At 71.9% G+C, this 25,565-nt stretch carries 23 protein-coding genes; 10 read left to right on the top strand and 13 right to left on the bottom strand.

Annotation, left to right across the window (positions count from 1 at the left end; all coding sequences use genetic code 11):
* Nucleotides 1-91: 91 nt before the first annotated feature.
* Genes AB0C27_RS30130 through AB0C27_RS30120 form a run of 3 tightly spaced genes read right to left on the bottom strand, consistent with a single transcriptional unit; the run spans nt 92 to nt 3,395 of the window.
* Nucleotides 92-535 carry a hypothetical protein gene (locus AB0C27_RS30130; protein ID WP_346113751.1) on the bottom strand — a complete coding sequence of 148 codons (444 nt, stop codon included), beginning with the start codon at nt 533-535 and terminating at the stop codon, nt 92-94.
* A 12-nt stretch (nt 536-547) separates the two neighbouring features.
* On the bottom strand, nt 548-2,347 hold the full coding sequence (locus AB0C27_RS30125) for a nickel-dependent hydrogenase large subunit (protein WP_357850454.1): 1,800 nt from the start codon (nt 2,345-2,347) through the stop codon (nt 548-550).
* 13 nt (nt 2,348-2,360) lie between these two features.
* A complete protein-coding gene (locus AB0C27_RS30120; protein ID WP_357850451.1) occupies nt 2,361-3,395 on the bottom strand; it encodes a hydrogenase expression protein HypE in 1,035 nt (344 codons plus the stop codon).
* 213 nt (nt 3,396-3,608) lie between these two features.
* Here AB0C27_RS30120 and AB0C27_RS30115 point away from each other — a divergent pair, with 213 nt between their 5' ends.
* A complete protein-coding gene (locus AB0C27_RS30115) occupies nt 3,609-4,043 on the top strand; it encodes a hypothetical protein (protein ID WP_357850448.1) in 435 nt (144 codons plus the stop codon).
* Here AB0C27_RS30115 and AB0C27_RS30110 read toward each other — a convergent pair.
* From AB0C27_RS30110 to AB0C27_RS30100, 3 genes are all read right to left on the bottom strand, one after another.
* A complete protein-coding gene (locus AB0C27_RS30110) occupies nt 4,040-5,266 on the bottom strand; it encodes an MFS transporter (protein WP_357851386.1) in 1,227 nt (408 codons plus the stop codon). The two genes, AB0C27_RS30115 and AB0C27_RS30110, sit on opposite strands and share 4 nt — an antisense overlap.
* A 17-nt stretch (nt 5,267-5,283) precedes the next feature.
* Nucleotides 5,284-5,940 carry a nucleoside/nucleotide kinase family protein gene (locus AB0C27_RS30105; RefSeq protein WP_357850445.1) on the bottom strand — a complete coding sequence of 219 codons (657 nt, stop codon included), beginning with the start codon at nt 5,938-5,940 and terminating at the stop codon, nt 5,284-5,286.
* A 141-nt stretch (nt 5,941-6,081) separates the two neighbouring features.
* The gene (locus tag AB0C27_RS30100) at nt 6,082-7,290 is read right to left on the bottom strand and encodes a cytochrome P450 (RefSeq protein WP_357850442.1); all 1,209 of its coding nucleotides are present in this window, start codon (nt 7,288-7,290) and stop codon (nt 6,082-6,084) included.
* Between the two features lie 248 nt (nt 7,291-7,538).
* Between AB0C27_RS30100 and argG the strand changes: the two genes are divergently transcribed.
* From argG to AB0C27_RS30075, 5 genes are all read left to right on the top strand, one after another.
* Complete coding sequence (gene argG, locus AB0C27_RS30095; RefSeq protein ID WP_357850439.1) at nt 7,539-9,005, top strand: argininosuccinate synthase; 1,467 nt, start codon at nt 7,539-7,541, stop codon at nt 9,003-9,005.
* Between the two features lie 533 nt (nt 9,006-9,538).
* On the top strand, nt 9,539-10,348 hold the full coding sequence (locus tag AB0C27_RS30090) for an SAM-dependent methyltransferase (RefSeq protein WP_357850436.1): 810 nt from the start codon (nt 9,539-9,541) through the stop codon (nt 10,346-10,348).
* Between the two features lie 151 nt (nt 10,349-10,499).
* On the top strand, nt 10,500-10,916 hold the full coding sequence (locus AB0C27_RS30085; RefSeq protein ID WP_357850433.1) for an ATP-binding protein: 417 nt from the start codon (nt 10,500-10,502) through the stop codon (nt 10,914-10,916).
* A gap of 121 nt (nt 10,917-11,037) precedes the next feature.
* Nucleotides 11,038-11,913, top strand: a complete 876-nt coding sequence (locus AB0C27_RS30080) for a sulfotransferase (protein ID WP_357850430.1) — start codon at nt 11,038-11,040, stop codon at nt 11,911-11,913.
* Entirely contained in the window at nt 11,910-13,082 is a 1,173-nt protein-coding gene (locus AB0C27_RS30075; protein ID WP_357850427.1) for a glycosyltransferase family 4 protein, read from the top strand. The genes AB0C27_RS30080 and AB0C27_RS30075 overlap by 4 nt, the downstream gene beginning before the upstream one ends.
* Nucleotides 13,083-13,086: 4 nt before the next feature.
* Here AB0C27_RS30075 and mltG read toward each other — a convergent pair whose 3' ends face one another.
* The 3 genes from mltG to AB0C27_RS30060 all read right to left on the bottom strand — a co-directional run bounded on the left by mltG (nt 13,087) and on the right by AB0C27_RS30060 (nt 16,250).
* Nucleotides 13,087-14,001, bottom strand: coding sequence for an endolytic transglycosylase MltG (gene mltG, locus AB0C27_RS30070; protein WP_357850424.1), 915 nt, complete (start codon nt 13,999-14,001; stop codon nt 13,087-13,089).
* Nucleotides 13,998-14,510 (bottom strand): SigE family RNA polymerase sigma factor, encoded by a 513-nt coding sequence (locus tag AB0C27_RS30065; protein WP_357850421.1) that lies wholly within the window; start codon nt 14,508-14,510, stop codon nt 13,998-14,000. Before AB0C27_RS30065 ends, mltG begins: the two co-directional genes overlap by 4 nt.
* 75 nt (nt 14,511-14,585) lie before the next feature.
* Entirely contained in the window at nt 14,586-16,250 is a 1,665-nt protein-coding gene (locus tag AB0C27_RS30060; protein ID WP_357850418.1) for an ABC-F family ATP-binding cassette domain-containing protein, read from the bottom strand.
* A 353-nt stretch (nt 16,251-16,603) separates the two neighbouring features.
* On the opposite strand from AB0C27_RS30060, the gene AB0C27_RS30055 reads away from it, so the two are divergent.
* Together AB0C27_RS30055 and AB0C27_RS30050 are read left to right on the top strand one after the other, a co-directional pair.
* A complete protein-coding gene (locus AB0C27_RS30055; RefSeq protein WP_357850415.1) occupies nt 16,604-17,824 on the top strand; it encodes an acyltransferase in 1,221 nt (406 codons plus the stop codon).
* Between the two features lie 9 nt (nt 17,825-17,833).
* On the top strand, nt 17,834-17,983 hold the full coding sequence (locus tag AB0C27_RS30050; RefSeq protein ID WP_357850412.1) for a hypothetical protein: 150 nt from the start codon (nt 17,834-17,836) through the stop codon (nt 17,981-17,983).
* Nucleotides 17,984-18,063: 80 nt separating this feature from the next.
* Here the strand turns inward: AB0C27_RS30050 and AB0C27_RS30045 are convergent, their stop codons facing one another.
* On the bottom strand, nt 18,064-18,717 hold the full coding sequence (locus AB0C27_RS30045) for an SAM-dependent methyltransferase (protein WP_357850409.1): 654 nt from the start codon (nt 18,715-18,717) through the stop codon (nt 18,064-18,066).
* Between the two features lie 170 nt (nt 18,718-18,887).
* On the opposite strand from AB0C27_RS30045, the gene AB0C27_RS30040 reads away from it, so the two are divergent.
* Both AB0C27_RS30040 and AB0C27_RS30035 read left to right on the top strand, forming a co-directional pair.
* On the top strand, nt 18,888-19,250 hold the full coding sequence (locus AB0C27_RS30040; protein ID WP_357850406.1) for a BlaI/MecI/CopY family transcriptional regulator: 363 nt from the start codon (nt 18,888-18,890) through the stop codon (nt 19,248-19,250).
* A complete protein-coding gene (locus AB0C27_RS30035) occupies nt 19,247-20,140 on the top strand; it encodes a M48 family metalloprotease (protein WP_357850403.1) in 894 nt (297 codons plus the stop codon). The genes AB0C27_RS30040 and AB0C27_RS30035 overlap by 4 nt, the downstream gene beginning before the upstream one ends.
* A gap of 19 nt (nt 20,141-20,159) precedes the next feature.
* Here AB0C27_RS30035 and AB0C27_RS30030 read toward each other — a convergent pair whose 3' ends face one another.
* The 3 genes from AB0C27_RS30030 to AB0C27_RS30020 form a co-directional block, all read right to left on the bottom strand.
* The gene (locus AB0C27_RS30030; RefSeq protein WP_357850400.1) at nt 20,160-21,989 is read right to left on the bottom strand and encodes an AfsR/SARP family transcriptional regulator; all 1,830 of its coding nucleotides are present in this window, start codon (nt 21,987-21,989) and stop codon (nt 20,160-20,162) included.
* Nucleotides 21,990-22,206: 217 nt separating this feature from the next.
* Nucleotides 22,207-24,741, bottom strand: a complete 2,535-nt coding sequence (locus AB0C27_RS30025; protein ID WP_357850397.1) for a DUF4118 domain-containing protein — start codon at nt 24,739-24,741, stop codon at nt 22,207-22,209.
* Nucleotides 24,738-25,565: a potassium-transporting ATPase subunit C gene (locus AB0C27_RS30020; RefSeq protein ID WP_357850394.1), complete on the bottom strand. Its 828-nt coding sequence runs from the start codon at nt 25,563-25,565 to the stop codon at nt 24,738-24,740. The genes AB0C27_RS30025 and AB0C27_RS30020 overlap by 4 nt, the downstream gene beginning before the upstream one ends.

Genomic DNA, 25,565 nt, shown 5'->3' with positions numbered 1-25,565 from the left:
GTGGTGCGCCGGCGGCGGGTGAGGTCGTGCAGGCGCAGGCCGCCGCCGGCACGCGTCTTGCCGACCACGGCGCCGCCGCCCGCTGCGTCGCTCACTGCGCCGCCGCCCCGCGTCGTACGGTCAACGTTTCGACGGGGATCACCGGCCGCTCGTCCAGCTCGACCTCCACCCGTTCCACCTCGGGCGCCGCCGCGCGCACCGCCCGTTCCACCCCCGCCGTGGCCGACGAGCGGCAGCCCGAGGCGCGTACACGCAACCGGGCCACGCCGTCCTCCAGGGTCAGCAGCTCGGCCCCCGCCCCGGCCGCCGCCGCCTCGGCGCGGGCCCGTACGGGCAGCGGATGCAGGTCGTGCAGGACGAGCAGGTGAGAGACCAGCTCGTCGCCGGCCAGCTCCGCCGCCAGTGGCTCGCCCGCCAGCGCCATCACCCGCGCCAGCCCGTCGCCGTACAGCTCAAGCAGCTCCCCGACCAGCTCGATCGCGGCCGGCTCTGCCTCGTCGAGGAGCGCCTCGATGCGCTCGATCCGCTCCGTCATCGCCCCCGCCGCCTATCCGGCCGCGCCGAACGTCGGCGAGTGCACCTGTTGGAGCACCTTCCCGTCGCCCAGGTACATGTGCACGCCGCACGGCAGGCACGGGTCGAAGCTGCGCACGGTACGCATGATGTCGATGCCCTTGAACGACTCGGGCCCGTTCTCCTCGAAGATCGGCAGCCCCTGGACGGCGTCCTCGTAAGGGCCGGGCGTGCCGAAGCTGTCGCGCGGGCTGGCGTTCCACGGCGTCGGCGGGTACGGGTGGTAGTTCGCGATCTTGCCGTCCCTGATCACCATGTGGTGCGACAGGACCCCGCGCACGGCCTCGTGGAAGCCGCAGCCGATCGCCTCGTCGGGCACGTCGAAGTCGTTGAACACCTGGGTCCGCCCGGCCCTGACCTCGCCCATCGCCTGCTCGACGAAGTAGCACGCCATGGCCGCCGCGTACGCGACGAAGTAGACGCGGGCCCGGTTGCGCTCGATGGTGTTGGCCCAGCGCGGCACCTTCCACTCGAAGCTCATCTCCGGCAGGGTCATGCTCTTCGGCAGGTTGATCTCCACGGAGCCGCCCGTGGCGCGGACGGTGCCGGTGTCGACCAGCCCGGCGAGCGCGGTCGCCCAGAGCCTGGCCAGCGGGCCGCCGCCGGTGTCGAGCGCGAGGTGGTCGCCGGTGCGGCCGTCGTACCAGCGGGGGCTCATCACCCAGCTGTAGTTGCCGCCTTCCAGGTCGCGCTTCTGCGGCTTGGGCAGCGTCGTCTGGTTCCACGGGTGGCGCTGGTCGACCGGGTTGCCGAGCGGGTCGTGGGTGACGAACGTCTCCTCGGACTGCCAGTCGTCGTAGTAGGAGCTGCCGAGCAGGATGCGGATGCCGAGGTTGATGTCGACCAGGCTCGTGGTGAGCAGTTCGCCGTCGAGCACGATGCCGGGCGTGACGAACATCTTGCGGCCCCAGGAGGCCATGTTCCGGTAGTCGTAGTCGACGGCGGAGGGGTCCTGGAAGGCGCCCCAGCAGCCGAGCATCACCCTGCGCCGGCCGACCTCCTCGTAGCCGGGCAGCGCCTCGTAGAAGAAGTCGAAGAGGTCGTCGTTCATCGGGACGGCCTTCTTGACGAAGTCGAGCACGCGCAGCAGCCTGGCCAGGTAGTCGGTGAACACCTGGGGTGTCGCGACGGTGCCGACGCCGCCCGGATAGAGCGTGGACGGGTGCACGTGGCGCCCCTCCATCAGGCAGCACATCTCCCTGGTGACCCGGCTGACCTGCAGCGCCTCGCGGTAGACGTCGCCTTCGAAGGGGTTGAACGCGCGCATGACGTCGGCGATCGTGCGGTAGCCGTGGATGCGGGCGTTCGGCGCCTCGGTGGTCTCGGCGCGCCGCAGCAGGCTCGGGTTGGTCTGCTTGACCATCTGCTCGCAGTAGTCGACGAAGACCAGGTTGTCCTGGAAGAGCGTGTGGTCGAACATGTACTCGGCGGCCTCGCCGAGGTTGATGATCCACTCGGCCAGCGGCGGCGGTTTGACGCCGTACGCCATGTTCTGGGCGTAGATCGAGCAGGTCGCGTGGTTGTCACCGCAGATGCCGCAGATGCGGCTGGTGATGAAGTGCGCGTCGCGCGGATCCTTGCCCTTCATGAACACGCTGTAGCCGCGGAACAGCGACGAGGTGCTCCTGCATTCGACCACCTCGCGGTTGTTGAAGTCGATCTTCGTGTAGATGCCGAGGTTGCCGATGATCCTGGTGATCGGGTCCCAGGACATCTCGACCAGTTCGCGCTCGGTACCCTTCGCCTGGCCGCGTCCCGCGGTACGGGTTGTCACCTTGCCGTTCCCCCTAGTTGCCCCAGCGGGGGTCGTACCCGCTGGTCAGCTTGCGCCCGTTGTGCCGCCACTTCGGCTCCTTGTTGGCCGAGCGGTTGGTGATGGAGCGGAGCCTGCGGATCAGCGAGCCGTAACCGGCGCTCACCGTCGCCGACACCGACGCGCCGGGGGGTTCGTCCATGAACGGCATGAACTTGTCGGGGAAGCCGGGCATCGTGCAGGCGATGCAGACGCCGCCCACGTTGGGGCAGCCCCCGACCCCGTCCATCCAGCCGCGCTTGGTGACGTTGCAGTTGACCACCGGGCCCCAGCAGCCGACCCGCACCAGGCACTTGGGCGAGTTGTAGTCGCGGGCGAAGTCGCCCTGCTCGTAGTAGCCGGCCCGGTCGCAGCCCTCGTGCACGGTCTTGCCGAACAGCCAGGTGGGCCGGAGCATCTCGTCCAGCGGGATCGTCGGCGCGAGGCCGGCCGCCTGGTAGAGCAGCCAGGTCAGGGTCTCCATGAAGTTGTCGGGCTGCACCGGGCAGCCGGGCACGTTCACGATCGGCAGGTCGCCCGCCGAGCGGAAGCCGGAGCCCAGGTAGTCGGTCAGTCCCATCGCGCCGGTGGGGTTGCCCGCCATGGCGTGGATGCCCCCGTACGCGGCGCAGGTGCCGATCGCGACCACGGCCCACGCCTTGGGCGCCAGCCGGTCGATCCACTCGTTGACGGTGATCGGCTCGCCGGTCGCCGGGTCGTTGCCCATGGCCGTCCAGAAGCCGTCACCGTTGATCCGCTCGTTCGGGATCGACCCCTCGACCACCAGGATGAACGGCCCCAGCTCGCCCCGGTCGGCCTGGTGGAAGGCGGCCATGAAGGCGTCGCCGACCTCGGTGGCCAGCACCTTGTTGTGCAGGTGCACCTTGGGCAGGCCGGGCACGAGGCCGAGCAGCACGTCCTCGATGCTGGGCAGCGTGGCGGCCGTGACGGACACGGTGTCGCCGTCGCAGCTCAGCCCCTCCGAGGTCCACAGAATGTGCACCTCGTCGAGCGCGGTGGATGTCGTCATGGCCCAACCCCCCGATCGGCCACTCCAGGTGATGCTCCATCACCTCTCCGTAGCGCACATACCGCTCAGAACGCGCCCGCAAACCCCCAGCCCTAACATGACGCAAGGTGAGCATTCTGTAGCGCACCGTGTCATAACCTGCGCTTGCATGACGAGGCGGGGGCGGGCGGAGAGTCGAAGTGACCGCTCATCGCCCGACCGAGGAGGCTCCTCGTGCGCGACGGGTTCGAGTCCCGAGAGTCCTGGCCTTTCGAGTGCCTGCGCTGCCTGTACGTCTGGGAGGAGGACTACCTTGTCCGTCACATGACCGACGACCACGGCAACGAGGTCCAGGTCTGGCTGAGCGCCGGAGTGACCGTGCAGCCGCCCTGGTCGGGGATGGCCTGCCCGGCGTGCGGCGCCTACCACCTGACCTCGTTCCCCGCTCATTACCTCAGCCGCCATCCCGAGCTGACGGCGGCCCCCGACCCCCCGCCGCTGCCCAGAGCGCCGGTCGTCCCCGCCGAGGATGCGGAGCCGTCGATCGCCTCCCCCGCCTTCCGGATGCCGCTGCCGCGCCGGATCCTCATCGCTCTCGGGGTGCCGGTGATCGCCTTCGCGGGCTACGAGTTCTACCGGTACGTCTTAGCCCCCATCGGGCATCACTAGCGGCCGGGCAGTTCGCGCAGCGAGCGCAGCGGCGAGGCCAGCCCGATCGCGGTGCCGGCCAGCATCAGGCAGGACGTGACGACCAGCGTGGCCCGCGGCCCGAGCGCCGTGCCCGCCGCGCCGCCGAGCAGCGCGCCGAGCGCCTGGCCCCCGTAGGCCAGGAACCGCCAGGTGGCGTTGGCCCGGGAGAGCAGGCCGGGCGCGATCAGGGCCTGGCGCAGGGTCTGCTGGTTGACCCCGAACAGGGAGGGGCCGCTGCCGCGCAGGACCTGCGACACGACGAGGACGGCCAGCGTGACGGCGAACGGGCCGGCCGCGGCGGCGAGCACCAGCCCGGCGGCGGAGGCCAGGCCCATGCCGGCGATGAACGTCGGCCCTGGGCCGAAGCGGTGGGTGACGCGGGTGGCCACCAGCGCGCCGGCGACACTCGCCACGCCGCTGACCGCGACGAGGACGCCGATCAGGCCCGCCGTGAGCTTCAGGTCGTGGACCAGGTAGAGGACGAGCACGACGGCCTGAGCCTGGCCGGCCAGCGCGCCCACGGTGGCGGCCAGGATCACCGCGCGCATGACCCGGTCGGCGAAGACCGCGCGCAGCCCTTCGGCGATGTCGGTGCGCAGCCGCACGCGGCTTCGCTCCCCCGCCGCCGGTGGCCGGCCCGCCACGCCGATGCGCGTCTTGAGCAGGGCGGAGATCGCGAACGAGGCCGCGTCCACGGCGATGGCGACCGGAGCGGTGAGCGCCGACACCAGCAGACCGCCCGCCGCCGAGCCGGTGGTGTTCACCGTGGCGTTGCTCAGCATGAGCGTGCTGTTGGCGGCCAGCAGCCGCTCGCGCGGGACCAGCGACGGGGTGAAGGACTGCGCCGCCACCGCCTCGAAGAGCCCGGCCACCCCGGCCAGCGTCACCACCGCGTACAGGTGCCACATCCGCAGCAGACCGAGGGCGGCCAGCACGGGCAGCGCCCCGAGCAGCAGCGCCCTGGCCGCGTCGGCCAGCACGATCGTGCGGCGGTACGGCAGCCGGTCCACCCACACGCCGGCGGGCAGCCCCAGGACGAGGTGCGGTAACAGCCCGGCCGCGCCGAGCAGGCCCATCTCCGTGGCCGAGGCGTCCAGGTGGAGCACCGCCGTCAGGGGCAGCGCCACCGTCGTGACGCTGGACCCCAGCAGCGAGACGGAGTTGCCCAGGAACAGCCGGCGGAAATCGGCGTGCGCGGCCAGGACCGCCCTGGGCCGGCTCAGGAGATGCCCAGCCGGTCGAAGTCCACCAGCAGGTCGGCGGCGTCGCGGGTGGCGCGGATGGCCGCGGCGTTCGGCTCGTCCACCTCGGCGACCCAGCGCACGGCCTCGTCGGGGGTCTTGCCGAACCGGACGTGCCTGCCGGTCAGGCGTTCCAGGCGGATCCGGTCGTCGAGGTCGGTGTACCAGACCTCGGTCATCGCGGCCTTCACCCGCCGCCACGGCTCACCGGGCAGGAGCAGGTAGTTGCCCTCGCTGACGACGACCCTGGCCTGCGGAGGGACCGGGATGGCGCCGGCGATGGGCTGCTCGATCTCGCGGTCGAACGAGGGAGCGTAGACGACGTCGCTCTTTTCGGCGCGCAGGCGGTGCAGCAGCGCCAGGTAGCCGTGGCCGTCGAACGTGTCCACGGCGCCCTTGCGGCCGCGCCGGCCGAGCCGTTCGAGCTCGACGTCGGCCAGGTGGAAGCCGTCCATCGGCACCCAGACGGCGGGCAACCCGGTCTCGGTGAGCGCGCCGGCCAGCCAACCGGCCAGCGTCGACTTGCCCGCTCCCGGACAGCCCGCGATGCCGATCAGCACCCGCTCGCCGCCGCGCGCCAGCGCGCGCACGCGGTCGAGCAGCGCGCTCGCGTCAGGTCCGGCCGCCGGGCTCAAGGCGCTCCCGTCAGATCCGGCGGAACGGCTCACGGAGCTCCCGTCGGGTTCCGCTGCACGGCTCAAGGCGCTTCCTCGGGGGTCGGGGCCGGGGGTCGGGATCATTATCGCCCGCGCGCGCCCGGTCCCGGTCCGCCCTTCTCACCAGGTGACGGGCAGCTCGTAGACCCCGTAGACCTGGCCGTCGTGCTTGAACGGGATCTCCTCCATCTCCGCCGCCAGGGCCAGGGTGGGGATGCGCCGGTAGAGGGTGCCGTAGACGACCTGCAGTTCCAGCCGGGCCAGCGGCTGGCCGAGGCACTGGTGCACGCCGAAGCCGAAGGCCACGTGGCGGCGGGCGTCGCGGCTCACGTCCAGCTCGTCGGGGTCGGGGAAGACCTCGGGGTCGCGGTTGCCGATGTCGTTGGGCATGATGATGCCCTCGCCCGCCCTGATGACCTGGCCGGCGATCTCGATGTCCGCCGTCGCGACCCGGCGCCGGCCGCTGTGGGTGATGTTGAGGTAGCGCAGCAGCTCCTCCACCGCCCCCGCGACCAGCGTGGCATCCTCGCTCTCGCGCAGCAGCGCGAGCTGGGCCGGATGGCGCAACAGGGCGAGGGTGCCGAGCGCGATCATGTTGGCGGTGGTCTCGTGCCCGGCGATCAGCAGCAGCACGCCCATCTGGGCGGCTTCCTGCCGGGTCAGCGCGCCGGCGCCGACCCGGGCGGCCACCTTGGACAGCAGGTCGTCGGCCGGGTGCTCGATCTTCTTGCCCACGAGCCCGTCCAGGTACTCGAACAGGCTCCCGAACGCGACCGCGCGCTCCTCCGGCGTGACGCTGCGCTTGATGACGGTCTTGCTGTTGTCCTGGAAGAAGTCGTGGTCGGCGTACGGGACCCCGAGCAGCTCGCAGATCACCAGCGACGGCACCGGCAGCGCGAACGCCTCCACCAGGTCCACCGGCTTCGGCCCGGCCAGCAGGTCGTCGATCAGCCGGTCCACGATCCGCTGCACGGCGGGGCGCATGCCCTCGACCCGCCTGACCGTGAACGCGCCCTGCACCATGCGGCGCAGCCGGGCGTGCTCGGGGTCGTCCATGAGGATGAAGCTGAGCGAGCCCCCGCCCATGCCGGCGGTGTGGATCGGATAGCCGGGCCGGGTGACGTCGGCGCTGACCTGCGGATGGCCGAGCAGCGCCTTCTGCTCGGCGTGCGTGGTCACGAACCACGGCGTGCTGCCGTCCCACAGCCGCACCTTGGCCAGCGGGCCGTGGCGGCGCAGCTCCCGCAGCTCGGGCGGTGGGTCGAACGGGCACGTCGCGGCCCTGACGCCGGGGAACTCGGGGACCGCCTCGTCCGTGGTGATCTTCATCGATGACCTTCCTTGACGTTCGGCCTGTCTCACAGTGACGCCGCCTGTCGATTTGAGGCGGTATCAGCCAACCAAGCAGGGGAGACCGAGTCAAGCAAGTGACTTAAAGTTTGCCTCCGGGCCACCTCGGCACCCCGGTGGCGCGCACCGGGAGCCCGCTCGCCCGGACGAGACCTTCGACACACCGGCCCGGTTTCTTCGCGAGCCTCATTGAATGGTCATGCAGTCGTATGTATATACTTCTACTCGTGTCCAAGATGCTCACCTCTCTCCCAGTAGGCGAACGGGTCGGGATCGCCTTCTCCGGCGGCCTCGACACCTCCGTGGCGGTCGCGTGGATGCGCGAGAAGGGTGCGGTGCCCTGCACCTACACCGCCGACATCGGCCAGTACGACGAGCCCGACATCGCCTCGGTGCCCGGTCGCGCCGGCGCGTACGGCGCCGAGATCGCCCGCCTGGTCGACTGCCGGGCGGCCCTGGTGGAGGAGGGTCTCGCGGCGCTGTCCTGCGGGGCGTTCCACATCCGCTCCGGCGGCCGCACCTACTTCAACACCACCCCGCTCGGCCGGGCCGTCACGGGCACCCTGCTGGTGCGCGCGATGCTCGACGACGGCGTGCTGATCTGGGGAGACGGCTCGACCTTCAAGGGCAACGACATCGAGCGGTTCTACCGCTACGGCCTGCTCGCCAACCCGTCGCTGCGCATCTACAAGCCGTGGCTGGACGCCGACTTCGTCCACGAGCTCGGCGGGCGCAAGGAGATGTCGGAGTGGCTGCTCGACCGCGACCTCCCCTACCGCGCCAGCACCGAGAAGGCGTACTCGACGGACGCCAACATCTGGGGCGCGACCCACGAGGCCAAGGCGCTCGAACACCTCGACACCGGCATCGAGCTGGTCGAGCCGATCATGGGCGTGCGGTTCTGGGACCCCGAGGTGGAGATCCCCACCGAGGACGTCACCATCGGCTTCGAGCGCGGCCGGCCGGTGACGATCAACGGCAAGGAGTTCCCCTCCCCCGTCGACCTGGTGCTTGAGGCCAACGCCATCGGCGGCCGGCACGGGCTGGGCATGTCCGACCAGATCGAGAACCGGATCATCGAGGCCAAGAGCCGGGGCATCTACGAGGCTCCCGGCATGGCGCTGCTGCACGCCGCCTACGAGCGGCTGGTCAACGCCATCCACAACGAGGACACCCTGGCCAGCTACCACAGCGAGGGCCGCAAGCTGGGCCGGCTGCTCTACGAGGGCCGCTGGCTGGACCCGCAGTCGCTGATGCTGCGCGAGTCGCTGCAGCGCTGGGTCGGCACGGCCGTCACCGGCGAGGTGACGCTGCGGCTGCGGCGCGGGGAAGACTACTCCGTCCTGGAGACCTCCGGCCCCGCGTTCAGCTACCACCCCGACAAGTTGTCCATGGAGCGCACCGAGGACGCCGCGTTCGGGCCGCTCGACCGCATCGGCCAGCTCACCATGCGCAACCTCGACATCGCCGACTCGCGCGCCAAGCTGGAGCAGTACGCCGGGCTCGGCATGGTCGGCAGCCCGCACCAGACGCTGCTGGGCGCCACGCAGGTGGCCGCGACCGACCTGATCGGCGCGATGCCCGAGGGCGGCGCCGAGGCCATCGCCGCCCGTGGCGAGGTGCCGTCGCCGGGCGATGTCTCCGACGACGAGGAACTGCTCGACCAGGCCGCCATGGAGCTCGGCACCGACTGAGCCCGCCGCCGCCGAAACTCTGAGCCGCGCCCCGCCACCCCGGGGCGCGGTTCTTCGCGTTCGGGGGGCGGCGGGGTTTCGGCGGGGTGCGGGATCGAGGCCGCCGGCGGCACGATGACCGGATTACGCCGCCGCGCGGAGCGGAAACGATCTTCACCGCGGGGAACGATCTCCCGACCGCCTACACCTTGGAACGATCTTCAACCGGGCTCCCCGAGGCGCCTATTCGCGATCCTAGATCGCCAATTCGCGGCCGAACAACCCTTCTGACCTGGTACGGAACCGGCAGTCAGCCGCCGTTCACCGGCGACATTGATCAAAGCCGGACGGATGCCACCAGACGCGGATCCTTCCCACGATGATTCTGGTAACAAACATTTCCCAAGATAACCGGTCTATCGTGTTGTCATTCACTGGAATTGTTGGAACATATGGTTCGAGTCATCGAGTGAGGTCCATAGATCGCATACCGGAAAAAGGGTAGCGGCGAGGGGAAAGGGGCAACGCTCATGCATCAGCGTGCTGTCCGAAACTTGGCCAAGCTCGAAACCACGCAGGCCAGGATCACCCGCCTTTTCGACGCGGCGGCCGGCGGGAAGAACAACTTCCTGGCCGACAAGGACACGGTGCGCCATTTTGATCAAGCCACCCCCGCCCTGACGAACGCGGCCCGCGCGGTGCTCGAGTTTCTCTCCCGGATGATTCGCCATCTTGCCACCGTCGAGGGCATCGACCAATTCATGATCGTCGGTAGTGGCATCCCCAGTGGCCTTCCGGCCGGCAATCGGTTACATGATCTGGCCCGTCGTTCCGCCGCCTCGGACCCGCGCGTGCTGTATGTCGAGAACAATCCGATGGTCGTCGCCATGGCCCAGGCCACCATCGAACCGTTCACCGATCTGGTGCGCGTGGTGGAGGGCGACGCCAGGGAGATCGACGACGTGCTGCGCGACCACGTGGTGCAGACCTTCCTCGACTGGGACCGCCCCATGGCCGTGCTGCTGCTGTCGGCCTACAGCCTCGACGACGACGAGCACGCCCACTACGTCATCAAGCGCCTGCGTCACACCGCTCCCGCCGACAGTTTCCTCGGTCTGCTGCACACCACGTTCGACGGCATCCCGCCGGAGTTGCTGCCCGCCATCCGCGACATGCTCGCGATGACGCTGCCCCACCTCGCGATCCGGTCGCGTGAGGAGGTGGCGGCCCTGCTGGAGGGGCTCGACCTGATGGAGCCCGGTCTGGTGTGGGTGCCCGAGTGGCGTCCTGGCGGCGGCGACCTCGCCTGCCGCGACGAGCCCAGCTCGTCCGGCAACTTCGGCGCCGTGGCCCGCATCCCCTGAGCAGCCGTGAGCCGCATCCCCCGAGAAGCCGTGGACCCCATCCCCTGAGAATCCGCCCCTTCCGCCGAGAATCTTCCCCTCACGCATTCACAAGAGCGAAGGTGAACGATTATCGTGGAATTGGGAGCGCTCCCAAAGGTCGAGAGATGTGATGCGTATGGCCCTCCAGCCAGGGTCCCTGTCCGCCCCGCCGGCCCGCACGGTGGAATACCTGCTGCCGTCCGTGCCCGCGGGGGTCGGCGAGGCCCGCTCCCTCGTCCGCTCCGACCTGATCCATTGGGGCCTCACGCACATCATCGACGACTGCCTGCTCATCGTGAGCGAGCTGGTCACCAACGCCGTACGCCACGGCGGCTCCGCCTACGCCCTGCGCCTGGAGACCCGCGCGGACCGGCTGTACGGCGAGGTCTTCGACCCGGGCGACGGCATCCCCGCCCAGCGCTCACCCGACCTGGACGCGCCCTCGGGGCGGGGGCTGCAGATCGTCGCCGCGATCGCCGACGAGTGGGGCGTAGCCGCCGCCAGCGGCGGCAAGGTCGTCTGGTTCTCGGTGATCTGCGCTCCCTGACGCCTCCCTCACCCCTCCTGACGCCACAGGCCCGGCGAAACCGTCATTTCGCCCGCACAAGCCCTCCGACCTGGTGCATCACACAGGCAATCTCCAGGTAAGCCGGGTAATCTCCCTCGGCATGAAGTGGCAGCGCACAATAAACGGCGCGCTGGCCAGGTACACAGGATTCCAGGTCAACCGAGTAGGTAAAGCAGGGCAAACGGCGGGCTCGCCGGCGAAGGTCCCGGCCAAGCGGCCGGAGACGCCGTTCCGTCCGCCCGCCGATCCCGAGACCGACCGCCTGCTGCGGGCACCGGTGTTCATCATCTCGCCGGTCCGGTCGGGCTCCACGCTGCTGCGGGCGATGCTCAACGCTCACCCGGACCTGCACGCTCCCCATGAGCTGCACGTACGCCGGTTGCGAGTGGAATTCGATACCTCGCTGGCCGAGAGGGCGATGTCCGCCCTCGGACACACCAAGGCCGATCTCGAACATCTGCTGTGGGATCGGGTGCTCCACCGCGAGCTGGTACGCAGCGGCAAACGGTTCATCGTCGAGAAGACCCCGGCCAACGCGTTCGCCTACGAGCGCCTGTCCGCCTGCTGGCCGGACGCCCGGTTCCTCTTCCTGCTGCGTCACCCCGCCTCGATCGCGACCTCCTGGCACGAGGCCAGCCCTGACAAGCGCACCCCCGACGAGGCCGCGGCCGACGCGCTGCGGTACATGAAGGCCGTGCAGCGGGCCCGCACCGCGCTGCACGGCCTGACCGTGCGTTACGAGGAGCTGACCGCCGACCCGGAGCGAATCTCGCGCGGCATCTGCGACTTCCTCGGCCTGCCCTGGGCTCCCGAGCTGCTGTCCTACGGCCGGCCCGAGGTGGTGACCAAGGGTCTCGGCGACTGGAAGGACAAGATCCAGTCGGGCATGGTGCAACGGGGCCGCGAGCTGCCCCGGGCGGAGGAGATCCCCGAAGGGCTCAAGGTCATGTGCCGGACCTGGGAGTACCTCTCGTGAAGATCCGCTACATGCTGCTGCACGCGTACGGCATGGGCGGCACCATCCGTACCGTGGTCAACCAGGCCAATGCCATGGCCGAGGCGGGCCACGACGTCGAGATCGTCAGCGTGGTCCGCCGCCGCGACGAGCCGCAGTTCGCCATCGACCCCCGGGTCGGGCTGTCGGCGCTGGTGGACCAGCGCGACGGCGTCGTACCCGACTCGCTGGCCAGGAAGGTGTGGCGGCGCGCCCGCGGCAAGATCGTCCCGTACGGCGAGTTCGCCGCCGAGTACTTCACCGAGCGCGTGGAGGGGGCGGTCATCGACTACGTCTCCTCGCTCACCGACGGCGTCCTCGTCACCACGCGCCCGGCGCTCAACCTGATCTCGGCCCGCCGCACGCCGGCGAGCGTGATCCGGGTCGCCCAGGAGCACATGAACCTGGCCTCCTACCACGAGGCCGTGCGCGAGCAGATCGCCCGCCACTACGGCCGCTTCGACACCATCGCCGTGCTGACCGAGACCAGCCGCGAGGAGTACACCACCCTCCTCCCCGGAACGCCGGTGGTGCGCATCCCGAACGCGGTGCACATGGACGACCGCGAGCACAGCCGGCAGCAGAACCCCGTCGTGATCGCCGTCGGCCGGTTGGTGCCCCAGAAGGGCTTCGACCTGCTGATCACCGCCTTCGAGACCGTCGCCCGCGAGCATCCCGGATGGAAGCTGCGCATCTTCGGCACCGGCCCGTTGAAGGAGCGGTTGCAGGAGCGCATCGACGAGGCCGGGCTGGGTGACCAGGTGAGGCTGATGGGGCGCAGCAACCGCATCCACGACGAGCTGGCCAGGGCATCCGTCTACACGCTCAGCTCCAGGATCGAGGGGCTGCCGATGGCGATGATCGAGGCCATGGGCCACGCCCTGCCGATCGTCGCCTTCGACTGCCCCACCGGGCCCGCCGACGTCCTCACCCCGGGCAAGGACGGGGTGCTGGTGCCGCCGCGCGACACGGACGCCCTGGCCGCCGCGCTCGGCGAGGTGATCGCCGACCGCGACCTGCGGGTGCGGATGGGGGCCGCCGCCGCGGAGACGGCCGTCTCCTACACCCCGCAGGTCGTGATGCCGCTCTGGGAGCAGCTGTTCGCGTCGCTGGAACACGGGCGCGCGAACGGCTCCAGAGCGGCCGGCTGACCGGTCAGCCCTTGTAGCGTTTGACGAGGTCCTCGTACTCCGCCTGGGTGGTGGCGTACTCCAGGGCGCCGGTCTTCGGATCGACGGCCACGAAGTACAGCCAGGACCCCTTGGCGGGGTGCAGGGCCGCCTTGAGCGCCGCCGTGCCGGGGGCGAGGATGGGGCCCGGAGGCAGGCCGCGGTGGCGGTAGGTGTTGTACGGCGTCCGCGCCTTGACGTCCTTCACGGTCGCCTGGATGCCGTACTTGCCGAGTCCGTACATGACCGTGCAGTCGAGCTGCAGATACATGCCGCGATCCAGGCGGTTGCGGATGACGCGGGCCACCTTGGGCATGTCGGCCTTGCTGGGCGACTCCGCCTGCACCAGGCTGGCGATGATGACGACGTCGAGAGGCGCGGGCCGGGCGTCCAGGCCGAGCTTGGCGGACTCCGTGCGGAATCGGGCCACCATCGCGGCGAGGAGTTCCGTGGGGGTGGTGGCGGTGGTGTACTCGTACGTGCCCGGGTAGGCGAAGCCCTCCAGCCGGCCCTTGGCGTAGGCGGGCAGGCCCAGCGCCCGCCCGTCCCGCGCGGCCTGCGCGAAGGCGGCGAGGGGTCTGCCGGTCGCGTGGGCGAGCCGGGCGAGAACGTCGGCGAGGCGTGTCCCCTCCTTGATGACGACCCGGTCCGGCCGCGGTTGCGGCCGCGTGGCCGCCCGCGTGGCCGCCGGCGGGGCCGGCCGGTCCGGCTCCGACAGGGTCCGCACCGCGACGGTGCCGCCCGCCGCCAGCACCACGACGGCGGCCGCGGCGGCCAGGGCGACGCCCCGCCGGTGCGTGCGGGGCGGCGGGAGCGAGCGCAGGAAACGCTCGGGGTGCGGTGGCCGCTCCTCGTCCGCCAGTTCGGCGAGGGTCTCGCGGAGCAGGTCCTCGACGTTCATCTGAACTCCCTCACAGTGCTCAGCTCGGGGGCGGACCGCTTCAGCCGCTCCAGCGAGCGGTAGATCTGGCTGCGGACCGAGCCCACCCGCACGCCCAGCAGGCGCGCGATCTCGGTCTCCGACATGTCCTCGAAGTAACGCAGCACGAGCATGGTCCGCTGGCGCGGCGTCAGCCTGGCCAGCGCCGCCCGCATGGTCAGGCGCAGGTCGGCGCTGTCGGCGTGCCCGTCGCGCGGCACGTCGGGCTGCTCGGCGGTGCTCAGCTCGACGATCTTGGCGCGGCGGCGCCACCGGCTCACCTGTTCGTGGTACATGGCCCGGCGGACATAACCCTCGATGGCCGCCGGGTCCCGCAGGCCGCGCCAGCGCGCGGCCGTCTTGGCCAGAGCCGACTGCACCAGGTCCTCGGCGGCGTGCCGGTCACCGGTCAGCAGGTAGGCGGTGCGGAAGAGCGCGCCCGACCTGTCGATGACGAACTGCCGGAAGTTCGCCGCAAATCCTGGATCCACCCGGTCCTCCTCACGATGTCACCGGCAAGGACGAGACGGGACCGCGAAACTATGCCTCCTGCGGGATGTGTCCGCTCATGCGAGCTCGGTCAGCCGGCCCTCCGCCAGCCGCAGCCGCCGCTCGACCCCGATCCCGGCCAGGAACCGCTCGTCGTGGCTGACCACGATGAACGCCCCCTCGTACGCGTTCAGCGCGCTCTCCAGCTGCCCGACGCTGACCAGGTCGAGGTTGTTGGTGGGCTCGTCGAGCAGCAGGAGCTGGGGCGCGGGCTCGGCGCACAGGACGCAGGCCAGGGTGGCGCGCAGCCGTTCGCCGCCCGAGAGCACCCCCACCGGCAGGTGCGCCTTGGCGCCCCGGAACAGGAAGCGGGCCAGCAGGTTCATCCGGTCGGCCTGGGGCAGCTCGGGGGCGAACGCGGCGAAGTTCTCCGCCACGGTGCGGTCCACGTCGAGCAGGTCGAGCCGCTGCGACAGGTAGGCGATCCGGCCGTCCGCCCGCCTGATCAGGCCGCTTTCCGGCTCAAGACCGCCCTCGACCAGGCGTAGCAGGGTGGATTTGCCGGCGCCGTTGGGGCCGGTCAGCGCGATGCGCTCGGGCCCGCGCACGGTCAGGTCCAGCCCTTCTCCTGCGTAGAGCGTCCGTCCGTCGTGCCCCGCCCGCGGCCGTTCGCCGGGGAAGCCCGCCTGCAGCCGTTCGGCGTGGAAGAGCGTGCGGCCGGCCGGGACGCGGGTTCCCGGCAGCTCCAGCACCAGCTTCTGGTCGTCGCGCACGGCGCGCTCCGCCTCGTCGAGCCTGGCCTTGGCGTCGCCGACCCGCGCGGCGTGGGTCTGGCCCGCCTTGCCCGCCGACTCCTGGGCACCGCGTTTCATGTTCCCGGCGAAGATGCGGGGCAGGCCGGCGCTCTTGAGGTTGCGGGCGGCGTTGCTGGCCCGGCGGTCGGCCCGCTCCCTGGCCTGCTGCAGCTCCCGCTTCTCGCGCTTGAGCTCCTGCTCGGCGTTGCGCACGTTCTTCTCGGCGGCCTCCTGCTCGGCGCGCACGGCCTCCTCGTACGCGGTGAAGTTCCCGCCGTACGAACGCAGCTCGCCCTCGTGCAGCTCGGCGATGCGGTCCATCCGGTCGAGCAGCGCCCGGTCGTGGCTGACCAGCAGCAGGCACCCGTTCCACGTCTCCAGCACGCCGTGCAGCCGGTTCCTGGCGTCGAGGTCGAGGTTGTTGGTCGGCTCGTCGAGCAGCAGCACGTCGGGGCGCCGCAGCAGTTGCGCGGCCAGGCCGAGCGAGATGACCTGGCCGCCGCTGAGCGTGTCGAGGGTGCGGCCGAAGCCGAGCTCGCCGAGACCGAGGCGGTCGAGCTGGGCCCTGGTGCGCTCCTCGATGTCCCAATCGTTGCCGATCGTGGTGAAGTGCTCCTCGCTCGCGTCACCGGCCTCGATGGCGTCCAGCGCCGCGATCACGGGCGCGATGCCGAGCACCTCGGCCACGGTGAGCCCGCCGGAGCGCGGCCCGGCCGAGAAGGGCAGGGTCTGCGGCAGGTAGCCGAGCGTGCCCTGGACGGTCACCGACCCGGCGGCCGACCGGAGTTCGCCGGCGATCAGCTTGAGCAGCGTGCTCTTGCCCGCGCCGTTGGGGGCGACGAGCCCCGTGCGGCCGGCGCCGACGGTGAAGGACAGGTTCTGGAAGACCGGCACGTCGCCGGGCCAGGAGAAGGACAGGCCGGAGCAGACGATGAAGGCATCGGACATGGCGAAAAACCTCGTACGGGTACGCGGGCGCGCGACGGCGGTCGCCCGGTGACGGGAACCCCGATGAGCGGGGGCAGGGACGGTGGAACGACGGCATGGCCCGCACGGCGGCGGCATGGGCGCGCCCGCCGGGGCCGTCATCTTCCGGTATCACCCGGAGATGTCGTCGTCACCTGCCATGTCCGCTCTCCCTGTGTACGCGATCCGAGGGGCTGCCCTGTCGAGGTCAACCAGGCACTCGATCAAAAGTGCCTATCACCCTAGCAGCCGCCCAGGACCGCTTCCGCCACACCTGCCACACCCCCTATGGATAACGGGATGGCGCGACGTTAAAGGTTCGGTAAATTGCCGGGGTGATCCCCGCCGCGCCTGATTCCTCACCTGCGTCTGCCCGCCCGCGCCTGGCCTGGCTGGACGCTCTCCGGGGGATCGCGGCGATCGCGGTGCTCGCCGAGCACATGTTGCAGGCCGTCATGCCCTCGCTGCGCCCCTACTGGTGCAATCTGGGCATCTATGGCGTGCTGGTGTTCTTCCTGGTCAGCGGCTACATCATTCCGTTCTCGCTGGAGCGGCGGGGTGATCTGCGGGCTTTCTGGATCTCCCGTGCCTTTCGTCTGTATCCGCTCTACCTGGCGGTCATCGTCCTGACGCTCGCGCTGTCGTGGTGGATCCCGGTGCGCGAGGCCGTCCCCCGCGACCTGACGGCCGTGGCGGCGCATCTCACCATGCTGACCGACGTGGTGGGCGTGGCCGCGGTGGTCGATCCGATGTGGACGCTGTCGTACGAGATGGTGTTCTATCTCGTGGCCGCCGCCATGTACGCGGCGGGCGTGCACGCGGGCGGCGGCGTGGCCGCGCTGCTGTTCGCGGCCGGCGCGATGGTGGCGGGGCTGATGCTGTCCGGCCCGCCGCTGGCCGGCGACTGGCCCGTGTGGGTGTCGAGCGCCGGCTTCGCCGCCGGGCTGGCGTGCGTGCTCGCGCGGCGGGCCGCGATGGCCGCGACGTGCGCCCTGGGCGCGGGGGCGGTCGCGCTGCTGTTCCTCAGCGGGCGCACGCCCTGGTTCGGCGCGGCGATGCTGGCGGTCATGTTCGTCGGGAACGCGGTCCACCGGTGGGAACGCGGCACCGGACGGCTCTGGCCGATCGTGCCCGCCGCCGCGCTCGTCGCCGTGGCGCCGGTGTGGGCGCCGCAGGCCGGCTGGTGGTGGGTGCGGCCCGACGTGTGGATCACCACGCTCACGCTCGCCGCGCTCACCTTCGCCGCCGGCATGGCGCTGCGGGAGCGGCGGGTGCCGCGGGCGCTGGCGTGGCTGGGGCTCGTCAGCTACTCGCTCTACCTGACGCACGTCCCGCTGCTGAAGGTGCTCGTCGAGCTGGCGGGCGACCTGCGTGCCGCCTCCCTGCCCCTCCAGGCGGTCGCCACGGTGCTCGTCACGGGGGCCGTGCTGGCCGCGAGCTGGGTCACGTACCGGCTCGTCGAGGTGCCCGCGCAGCGTCTGGGGCGGGCGCTGACAAGCAGGCGGGAACCGGTCGTCCGCGCGTCCGCGCCGGTCGCGGCGGGGCCCGGATGTTAGCGTCCGCCTATGGCTGTCCCTCCGCCCGACGACGAGCGCTCAGGACGGCCCACGCGTGGGCGCCGCGTGCTGCTGGTCGTGGGCGCGGCGCTGCTGGTCCTGCTGTCCGTGGCGATGGGGGCCGCCTCGTTCCTGTTGTCCGTCAGGGGGCTGCGGTGAACGGGGCTCGGGCTCTCAGGGGGCTCGGGGTCTCAGGGGCTCGGGGTCTCAGGGGCTCGGGGTCTCAGGGGCTCGCGGTCTCAGGGGCTCGCGGTGAGGGTGTCCGGGGCGCGGCCGTACACCGAGATCCCGTAGGGGCGGCCGTTCCCGCGTACGACGAGCTCCTCGATCTGGCGTAGCGAGCCCGCCGCCGAGAAGTGGCGGTGCAGCCGCCTGGACTCAGGGAACGGGTGGGAGACCATCAGCACGCCGCCGGGCTCCAGCAGGCCGGCCAGCCGCCCCGAGACCTGGCGCAGGCTGCGCGCACCACCCACGTAGTAGAGCATCTCGGTGCAGACCACCAGGTCGAACGCGCCCTGCGGCGCGTGCCTGCGGATGTCCAGACAGGCGAAGCGGGCGGCCGAGGCGGCGCGTCGCGCGGCGCTGCGGATGGCCTGCGACGAGATGTCCACGCCCAGCGTCTCCGCCCCCGGGTGGGCCGTGGCCAGCAGGTCGGTGAAGACGCCTTCGCTGCAGCCGACGTCGAGGATGCGGGCGTACTCGCGCCGGGGCAGGCAGCCGAGCAGTGCCGCGTGCCGGTCGCGCTCGTAGCCGTCGCTGGTGTAGCGCCAGGGGTCGGGCCTGCGGTGCCACCAGTCGAAGTAGCGGCGTACCGACTCCTGCGCGCCCGTGGCGGGCAGGAGGGCCAGCAGGCCGAAGAATGCGCGGTGAAGGGCGTCGCCCGCCTTGGCCATGTCACTCCTTGGGGTCGCTCCTTGGGTCACTCCTTTTCTTCTACGACAAATGTCGTAGCTGCGCGCGGCTGCCTGGAGCCGCGTGGTGGACGAGCCCGGCCTGCCACCGGCCGGAGGATGGGATACGGTTCCGGCAGAGAGGGCCGTCGGAGCGGTGGAGGTGCGGTTCGATGTCGCGGCGCAAGCTCGGGCAACTGGAGGCCGAGGTGCTCGCCGTGCTGGCGGGGGCGGACGGGTTCCTGTCGCCCAACGACATCGGCGACCGGCTGGCCGGCGGGGCCGCGTACACGACGGTGAACACGATCCTGTTCCGCCTGCTGGACAAGAACATGGTCGACCGCGAGAAGCGGGGGCGGGCCTACGTCTACCGGCTGACCGCCGACGAGCCCGGCCTGGCCGCCGAGCGGATGTTCGGCCACCTGCGGCTGGCGCACAATCCGTCGGCGGTGCTCAGCCAGTTCGTCCACGGCCTCAACCCCAAGGAGGAGGAGGCCCTGCGCGCGCTGCTCGACGAGACGGGAGAGCAGCGGTGAACCTGGAGATCTACCTGCCGACCGCGCTGCTGGCGCTGAGCACCCTGGTCGTCGCGTGGCGGCAGCCCCGCATGCATCCCGCCTGGACGGCGCGGATCCTGATCCTGTTCATCGGCGCCTCCGCGTCGGCCGTGCTCGGCCTGCTGGCCTTCCTCGTCGTGATGGCCACCGGCGTCTGGACCCCGGCGAAAGCCGCGCTGGCGGGCGGCCTGCTGGCCGACAACGGCCGGGTCCCCCTTCCGGTGGGGGTCGCGGCGGGGGCGCTGCTGGTGCTCATCGCCGTGGCGGTGACCTGCTCCGCGCTGCGCTGGCGGCGGGAGCTCCGCGCGGTCAGGGCTCTGGGCACGGGGGTCGTCGCCGACGAACGGCCGTACGCGATGGCGGTGCCGGGGCACGAGGGCGGGGTGATCCTCTCCAGCGGCCTGGTCGGGCTGCTGTCCAGGCGCGAGCTTGAGGTCGTGTTCCGCCACGAGGCCGCCCATCTCAAGCACCGCCACCATCTCTACCTGGTGGCGGGCTCGGTCTTCACCCGCGTCTTCCCCTTCCTGGCGTATCCGTACCGGGCGCTGCGGTACGCGCTCGAACGCTGGGCCGACGAGGAGGCCGCCGTGGCGGTCGGCGACCGGGTGCTGACCGCGCGGACGATCGCCCGGGTCGCGCTGGCCCAGCCCATCATGGGGTCCGCCCCTTCCGGCCCCCATGATGGGCCGGGCCGGCTCGCACTCACCGGCTCCCATGTCACGCGCAGGGTCACCGCGCTGCTCGGACGCACTCCGCCCGACAGCCGGATCGCCGGGCCCGTGCTGTTCGGCGGCGCCTGGATGGCCACCGGCGGCGCCATCTCCCCCACCGTCACCCATCACGTCAACCTCGTCCTGGTGCTGCTGTGACGCCTCCCCTGCCCGGTGCTCAGGCCGCGCCCTGCTTCTCGCCGCCCAGGATCTCCTCGTAGAGCCTGGTCAGGGCGGGGCTCGGGGGCAGGCCCAGGCGGGCGGCGAGATCGCGGCGTACGGACTCGTACTGCGACAGTGCCTCGGAGGTGCGCCCGCAGCCGGCCAGAGCGCGCATCCGGGCGGCGACCAGCCGCTCGCGGTCAGGCGAGAGCCGCACCACCTCGTCGAGCCTCGCGAGCGCCTCGGCGGGCCGGCCCTGCTCGATCGCCAGCTCCGCCCAGTCCTCGCCGGCCGCCAGGTACGCCTCGGTGAACCGGCCGATCGCCTCGTCGAGCATCGGCACCCCGGCGAACTCCGCGAGCGGCCCGCCCCGCCACAGCCGCAGCGCCCCCTCCAGCGCCTCCAGCGCCGCGCCAGCCTCTCTCCTGCCCCGCAGGTCGCGCCCGGCGCCGGCCAGCCGGCGGAACCTGAGCAGGTCCAGCTCCTCCGGCTCCACGGCCATGCGGTAGCCACGGCCGTGGAAGGAGATCCGGTCGCCGAGGTGCCTGCGCATCGTGGAGATGTACACCTGGAGGTTCTTGCGGGCTGTGGGCGGCGGAGCGTCCTGCCAGAGTGTGGCGATCAGTTGGTCGGTGGGGACCACCTCGTTCGGCAGCGTGAGCAGGACGGCGATCAGCAGCCTCGCCTTCCTGGCGGTGACGGGCAGAGGCGTGCCGGCCATGTTCAGGTCGAGCGGCCCGAGCACACGGGCGTCCAGTCCCGCGCCACCGGCCGGACCAGTGTCCTCCGCCACCGGCTCCACCAGGGTGCGCCCCGCTACCCGGCCCATCGACGCACGCCCGGCCGTCCGGCCTGCCGGCATTTCCGCCGTGGTGCCGGGGGCCGGCGCGCTGTTCCGTCGGGCCGCGCGGGCGTGCAGGTCGCGGACCATGGCGAGCACGGCGCGGGAGACGTCCTCCACGCCTGCCCTGGTCTCGTACCAGTGCCAGTCGCCGTCGCCGTCGGCTTCGAGGAAGACCGGGCCCCGTGCCGTCAGCAGGAAGTCGAAGGCCGCGTAACGCAGCTCCCAGCGCCCGGCCAGCTCGCGCACGGCCCTGGCGACGGCCTCGGGGACCGCCACCTGGGCGACCGTGACCGCCGGGTGATGCCGGCTCGCCGTGGGTGAGGGCCTGGTCACGCGGAAGGCCCGCAGGACGCCGTCCACGTGGTGGACGCGGAGCTCGGCCCGGTGCTCGACGTACTCCTGCACGATGACCGGCACGCCCCGCACCGGACCGGTTCCTGGCATTGCGTTGGCTCCTGGCACGGGGCAGGGGACGAGGCTGGGGGTGGTGCCTGTCGTGTGGCGGTCGAGGGGCTTGACGACGGCGCGGGGGCCGCCGAGGGTTCCGGCCGCCGTGGCGGCGTCGGTCGTGACGATCGTCCTGGGGGTGCGTACGCCCGCCCTGGCCGCGTCCCTCAGCCGTACGAGCCGCCCCGGATCGCCCGCGCCGGGCAGCCGCACCCTGGACAGCTCCGGCAACCGGCCGATCAGCGCGTGCCACGGGCCGGCCATGACCGGGGACGGCGCCGGGTACGCGTGGCCGGGCGCCGCACCTGGCGGCAGGTGGCGGGCCCAGGTGACTGCGGGGACGATCCGGCGGCCGTCGATCCGCAGCGAGCCGTCCTCCTCCAGGGTCAGCGCCAGGCCCGCGAGCGCCTGGGCGTCGATCCGCAGGCTCGGCACGCCCAGCGCGGACAACCCCCGCTGCAGCCCCGTGAACTCGGCACTCCCCGCCTGGTCCACGAGCACCACGCACGGCAGGACCGTCCCGGGATCCGCCGCTGCGGGCAGCCCCCAGGTCACGGCCGCCCGGCCGGCCCACGAGTCAGGAAACCCGGCCGCCCGCCCGACCCCCGAATCAAAGAACCCGGCCGGTCTGCCCGGACCACCAGCCCCCTGGCCAGGGAAACCAGCAGATCTGCCGGAAATATGTGGTTCGTTCAACGCCTCGCCCCTCCCAGCGGCGGCAATCCCCTCCGGGAACTGATTCGCCCGCCGCTCCCCGCCGGATCACCCCCGATCAATCGGCGGCGACAGGCAGGGTGAGGGTCATGGTGAGCCCGCCCCCGGGCGTCTCCTCGGGGACGAGAGCCCCGCCCATCGCCTCCGTGAGCCCGCGCGACAGGGCCAGGCCGAGCCCCACCCCCGCGTGGTTGTCCCGGTCCCCGAGCCGCTGGAACGGCTGGAACACCCGGTCGTACGCCTCGGGCGGCAGGCCGGGCCCGCGATCGACGACGCGTACCTCGACCCGCTCCCCGTGCCGCCCGGCCGTGACCCTCACCCGTTCCGAGGGCGGGCTGTAGCGGACGGCGTTCGACATGAGGTTGACCAGGACCCGCTCCAGCAGCACCGGGTCGGCCAGGACGTCGGGCAGCCCGGCGGGGAGGTCGTACTCGACGCGGTCGCGCGGCGGCCCGAGGTCGTCGGCGGCGCGCGGGACGATCTCCTCCAGATCGACCGGCTCCAGAGCGACGCCGAGCACTCCGGCCTGCAGCCGGCTCATGTCGAGCAGGTTCGCGACGAGCCGGTCCAGTTTGTCGAGGGATTCGGCGGCGGTGGCGAGCAGTTCGGCGCGGTCCTCGGGCGACCAGGCGACCTCGGTGCCGCTCAGGCTCTCGACCGCGGCCTTGGCCGAGGCGAGCGGGGTGCGCAGGTCGTGGCTGACGGCGGCGAGCAGCGCGGTGCGCATCCGGTCGGCCGCGGCCAGCGGGCGGGCCCGTTCGGCCTCCTCGCGCAGGCGTTCCTGGCGCAGGGCGACGGCGGCCTCGGCGGCGAAGGCCTCCAGCACCGTGCGGTCGGCCGCCTCCAGCGGCCCGCCCCTGGCGGCCATGATCATGTCGTCGTCGATGACCACGTCGGTGTCGGCCCGGCCGGGGCAGGTCGCGGGCTCGCCACCGGAGGTGGCCGCGATCCGCCAGGCGCCGGGGTCGGTGCGGACGTCGGGCGTGCGAGCGGCCTCGGGCCGGCGTTCGAGCAGCGTGACCGAGTCCAGGCCGAACGTCTCGCGCATGCGTGCCAGCAGGGATGGTACGGCGGCCTGGCCGCGCAGCACGTGCCCGGCCAGCGTGGACAGCAGCTCGGCGTCGGCCCCTGCGCGGGCGGCCTGGCGGGTACGGCGGGCGGCGACGTCCACGATCGTGCTCACCGCCGCCGCCACCGCGACGAACACCACCAGCGCGAACAGGCTCTCCGGATCGCTGATCGTGAACTCGCCGAGCGGCGGCGTGAAGTACCAGTTGAGCAGCAGCGACCCGCCCACGGCCGCGGTGATGGCCGGCCACATGCCGCCGGCCAGCGCGACCCCGATCGTCAGGCAGAGGAAGAGCAGGATCTCGCTGGGCAGCGACAGCACGTCGCGGAACGGCGACAACACCAGCGTCAGCAGCGGCATCCCGGCCACCGCCAGCACCCAGCCGGCCAGCCGCCGCCTGCGGGTGAGCGCGGCGCGGGAGCCGGCCCGCCGGCGCCGCCCCTTCCTGGCCTCCTCATGGGTGATCATGTGGACGTCGATGGAGCCGGAGCGGGCGGTGGTCTCGACCCCGACGCCGCGCGAGAGGATCTGCGCGAAGCGGCCCCTGCGGGAGGCGCCGAGCACGAGCTGGGTGGCGTTCACGCCACGGGCGAAGTCGAGCAGCGCCTGGGAGACGTCGTCCCCGACGACCTGGTGGTAGCTGCCGCCCATGCTCTCGACGAGGGTGCGCTGGCGGGCCAGGCTGGCCGGGTCGGCCCCGGCCAGCCCGTCGGCGCTGGTGACGTGGACGGCCAGCAGGTCGGCACCCTTGGTCCTGGCCGCGATGCGGGCGGCCCTGCGGATCAGGGTGTCGCCCTCCCGGCCGCCGGTCAGGGCGACCACCACGCGTTCGCGGGTCTCCCAGGTCGTGGCGATGCCGTGGTCGGCGCGGTAGCGGTCGAGCTGGTCGTCCACCTCACCGGCCACCCACAGCAGGGCCAGCTCGCGCAGCGCGGTCAGGTTGCCGACGCGGAAGTAGTTCGCCAGGGCGGCGTCCACTTTGGACGAGCCGTAGACGTTCCCGTGCGCCATGCGGCGGCGCAGCGCCTCGGGCGACATGTCGACCAGCTCGACCTGATCGGCGCCGCGCACCACCTCGTCCGGCACGGTCTCGCGCTGCGGCACGCCGGTGATCTGCTCGACGACGTCGTTGACCGACTCCAGGTGCTGGATGTTGACCGTGGAGACGACGTCGATGCCGGCGTCGAGGATCTCGTCGACGTCCTGCCAGCGCTTGGCGTTCTTCGAGCCGGGCACGTTGGTGTGGGCCAGCTCGTCGATCAGCGCCACCCGGGGCCGGCGGGCGATCACCGCCTCGGTGTCCAGCTCGGTGAGCGGCACGCCCCGGTGCGTCACCGTCCTGCGCGGAACCACCTCAAGGCCGTCCAGCAGGGCCGCGGTGCGGGGGCGGCCGTGGGTCTCGACGAGCCCCACGACCACGTCCCGGCCCCGTTCGACGGCTCTGCGGCCCTCCCCGAGCATCGCGTACGTCTTGCCTACCCCGGGCGCGGCCCCGAGGTAGACGCGCAGGCGGCCCCGGCTCATGTCCGGTCGAGCGCCAGGTTGAGTTCGAGCACGTTGACGGCGGGCTCGCCGGCGAACCCGAGCACGCGGCCCGTGGTGTGCTCGGCGATCAGCGCTTTCACCTGTTCGACGGCGATGCCGCGTTCCCTGGCCACGCGGGGCGCCTGGAGGTCGGCGTAGGCCACGGAGATGTGCGGGTCCAGGCCCGAGCCGCTCGCCGTCACCGCGTCGGCGGGGACGGCGGGCGCGCCGGCGTCGCCGCGCACGGGGACGGTCCGGCCGGCCGCGTAGTCCGCGCCCGGCCGGCCGCACTCGACCGGCAGCCCCTGGTAGGTGGCCAGGAACGGGGTGGCGGGGCAGGGCTGGTTGACGCTGACCGCGTGATCGGGGAAGACCTTCAGCACCGCGCCGACCCCGTCGGGCGTGCAGTACGGACGGGCGCCGCTGACGCCCTCCAGCTCACCGGCCGCCTTGGAACGGGCGCAGACCCGGGTGAGCAGCGACTGCCTGCCCTCCTCGCCCGGCGTGGGCAGGGTGTCCACGACGTCCTCGGGGCCGAGGTTGGAGGCGCCGGTGGCGGTCGGGTCGTAACCGTCTCCGGCGGCCGAGGGCCGGGACTGGAAGTACTTCCCGACCGGCACGCCGCGCGCGTCGGTGAAGGACTGGCCGATGATCGCGCTCCCGGCGTTCCCATTGACGATCGAGCCGTTGGCCGAGTCGTGGAACAGCACCTGGGCCAGGCCGGTGACGGCCAGCGGGTAGATCAGGCCGAGCAGCACCGTCAGTACGGCCACCGCGCGGATCGCGGCGAGATGCGGGCGCAGCCAGGCGGGCAGACGTTGCAT

The sequence above is a fragment of the Nonomuraea sp. NPDC048882 genome (genome assembly GCF_040649755.1).
Taxonomy (GTDB): Bacteria; Actinomycetota; Actinomycetes; order Streptosporangiales; family Streptosporangiaceae; genus Nonomuraea; species Nonomuraea maheshkhaliensis.
This window is presented reverse-complemented; position numbering and strand designations above follow the sequence as displayed.

Bases quoted from the DNA above. Each gene is read 5' to 3' on its own strand.
- AB0C27_RS30130 (WP_346113751.1), bottom strand. From the start codon at position 535: ATGACGGAGCGGATCGAGCGCATCGAGGCGCTCCTCGACGAGGCAGAG.
- AB0C27_RS30120 (WP_357850451.1), bottom strand. From the start codon at position 3,395: ATGACGACATCCACCGCGCTCGACGAGGTGCACATTCTGTGGACCTCG.
- AB0C27_RS30100 (WP_357850442.1), bottom strand. From the start codon at position 7,290: ATGAAGATCACCACGGACGAGGCGGTCCCCGAGTTCCCCGGCGTCAGG.
- AB0C27_RS30085 (WP_357850433.1), top strand. From the start codon at position 10,500: ATGCGTATGGCCCTCCAGCCAGGGTCCCTGTCCGCCCCGCCGGCCCGC.
- AB0C27_RS30080 (WP_357850430.1), top strand. From the start codon at position 11,038: ATGAAGTGGCAGCGCACAATAAACGGCGCGCTGGCCAGGTACACAGGA.
- mltG (WP_357850424.1), bottom strand. From the start codon at position 14,001: ATGAACGTCGAGGACCTGCTCCGCGAGACCCTCGCCGAACTGGCGGAC.
- AB0C27_RS30060 (WP_357850418.1), bottom strand. From the start codon at position 16,250: ATGTCCGATGCCTTCATCGTCTGCTCCGGCCTGTCCTTCTCCTGGCCC.
- AB0C27_RS30050 (WP_357850412.1), top strand. From the start codon at position 17,834: ATGGCTGTCCCTCCGCCCGACGACGAGCGCTCAGGACGGCCCACGCGT.
- AB0C27_RS30045 (WP_357850409.1), bottom strand. From the start codon at position 18,717: ATGGCCAAGGCGGGCGACGCCCTTCACCGCGCATTCTTCGGCCTGCTG.
- AB0C27_RS30040 (WP_357850406.1), top strand. From the start codon at position 18,888: ATGTCGCGGCGCAAGCTCGGGCAACTGGAGGCCGAGGTGCTCGCCGTG.
- AB0C27_RS30025 (WP_357850397.1), bottom strand. From the start codon at position 24,741: ATGAGCCGGGGCCGCCTGCGCGTCTACCTCGGGGCCGCGCCCGGGGTA.
- AB0C27_RS30020 (WP_357850394.1), bottom strand. From the start codon at position 25,565: ATGCAACGTCTGCCCGCCTGGCTGCGCCCGCATCTCGCCGCGATCCGC.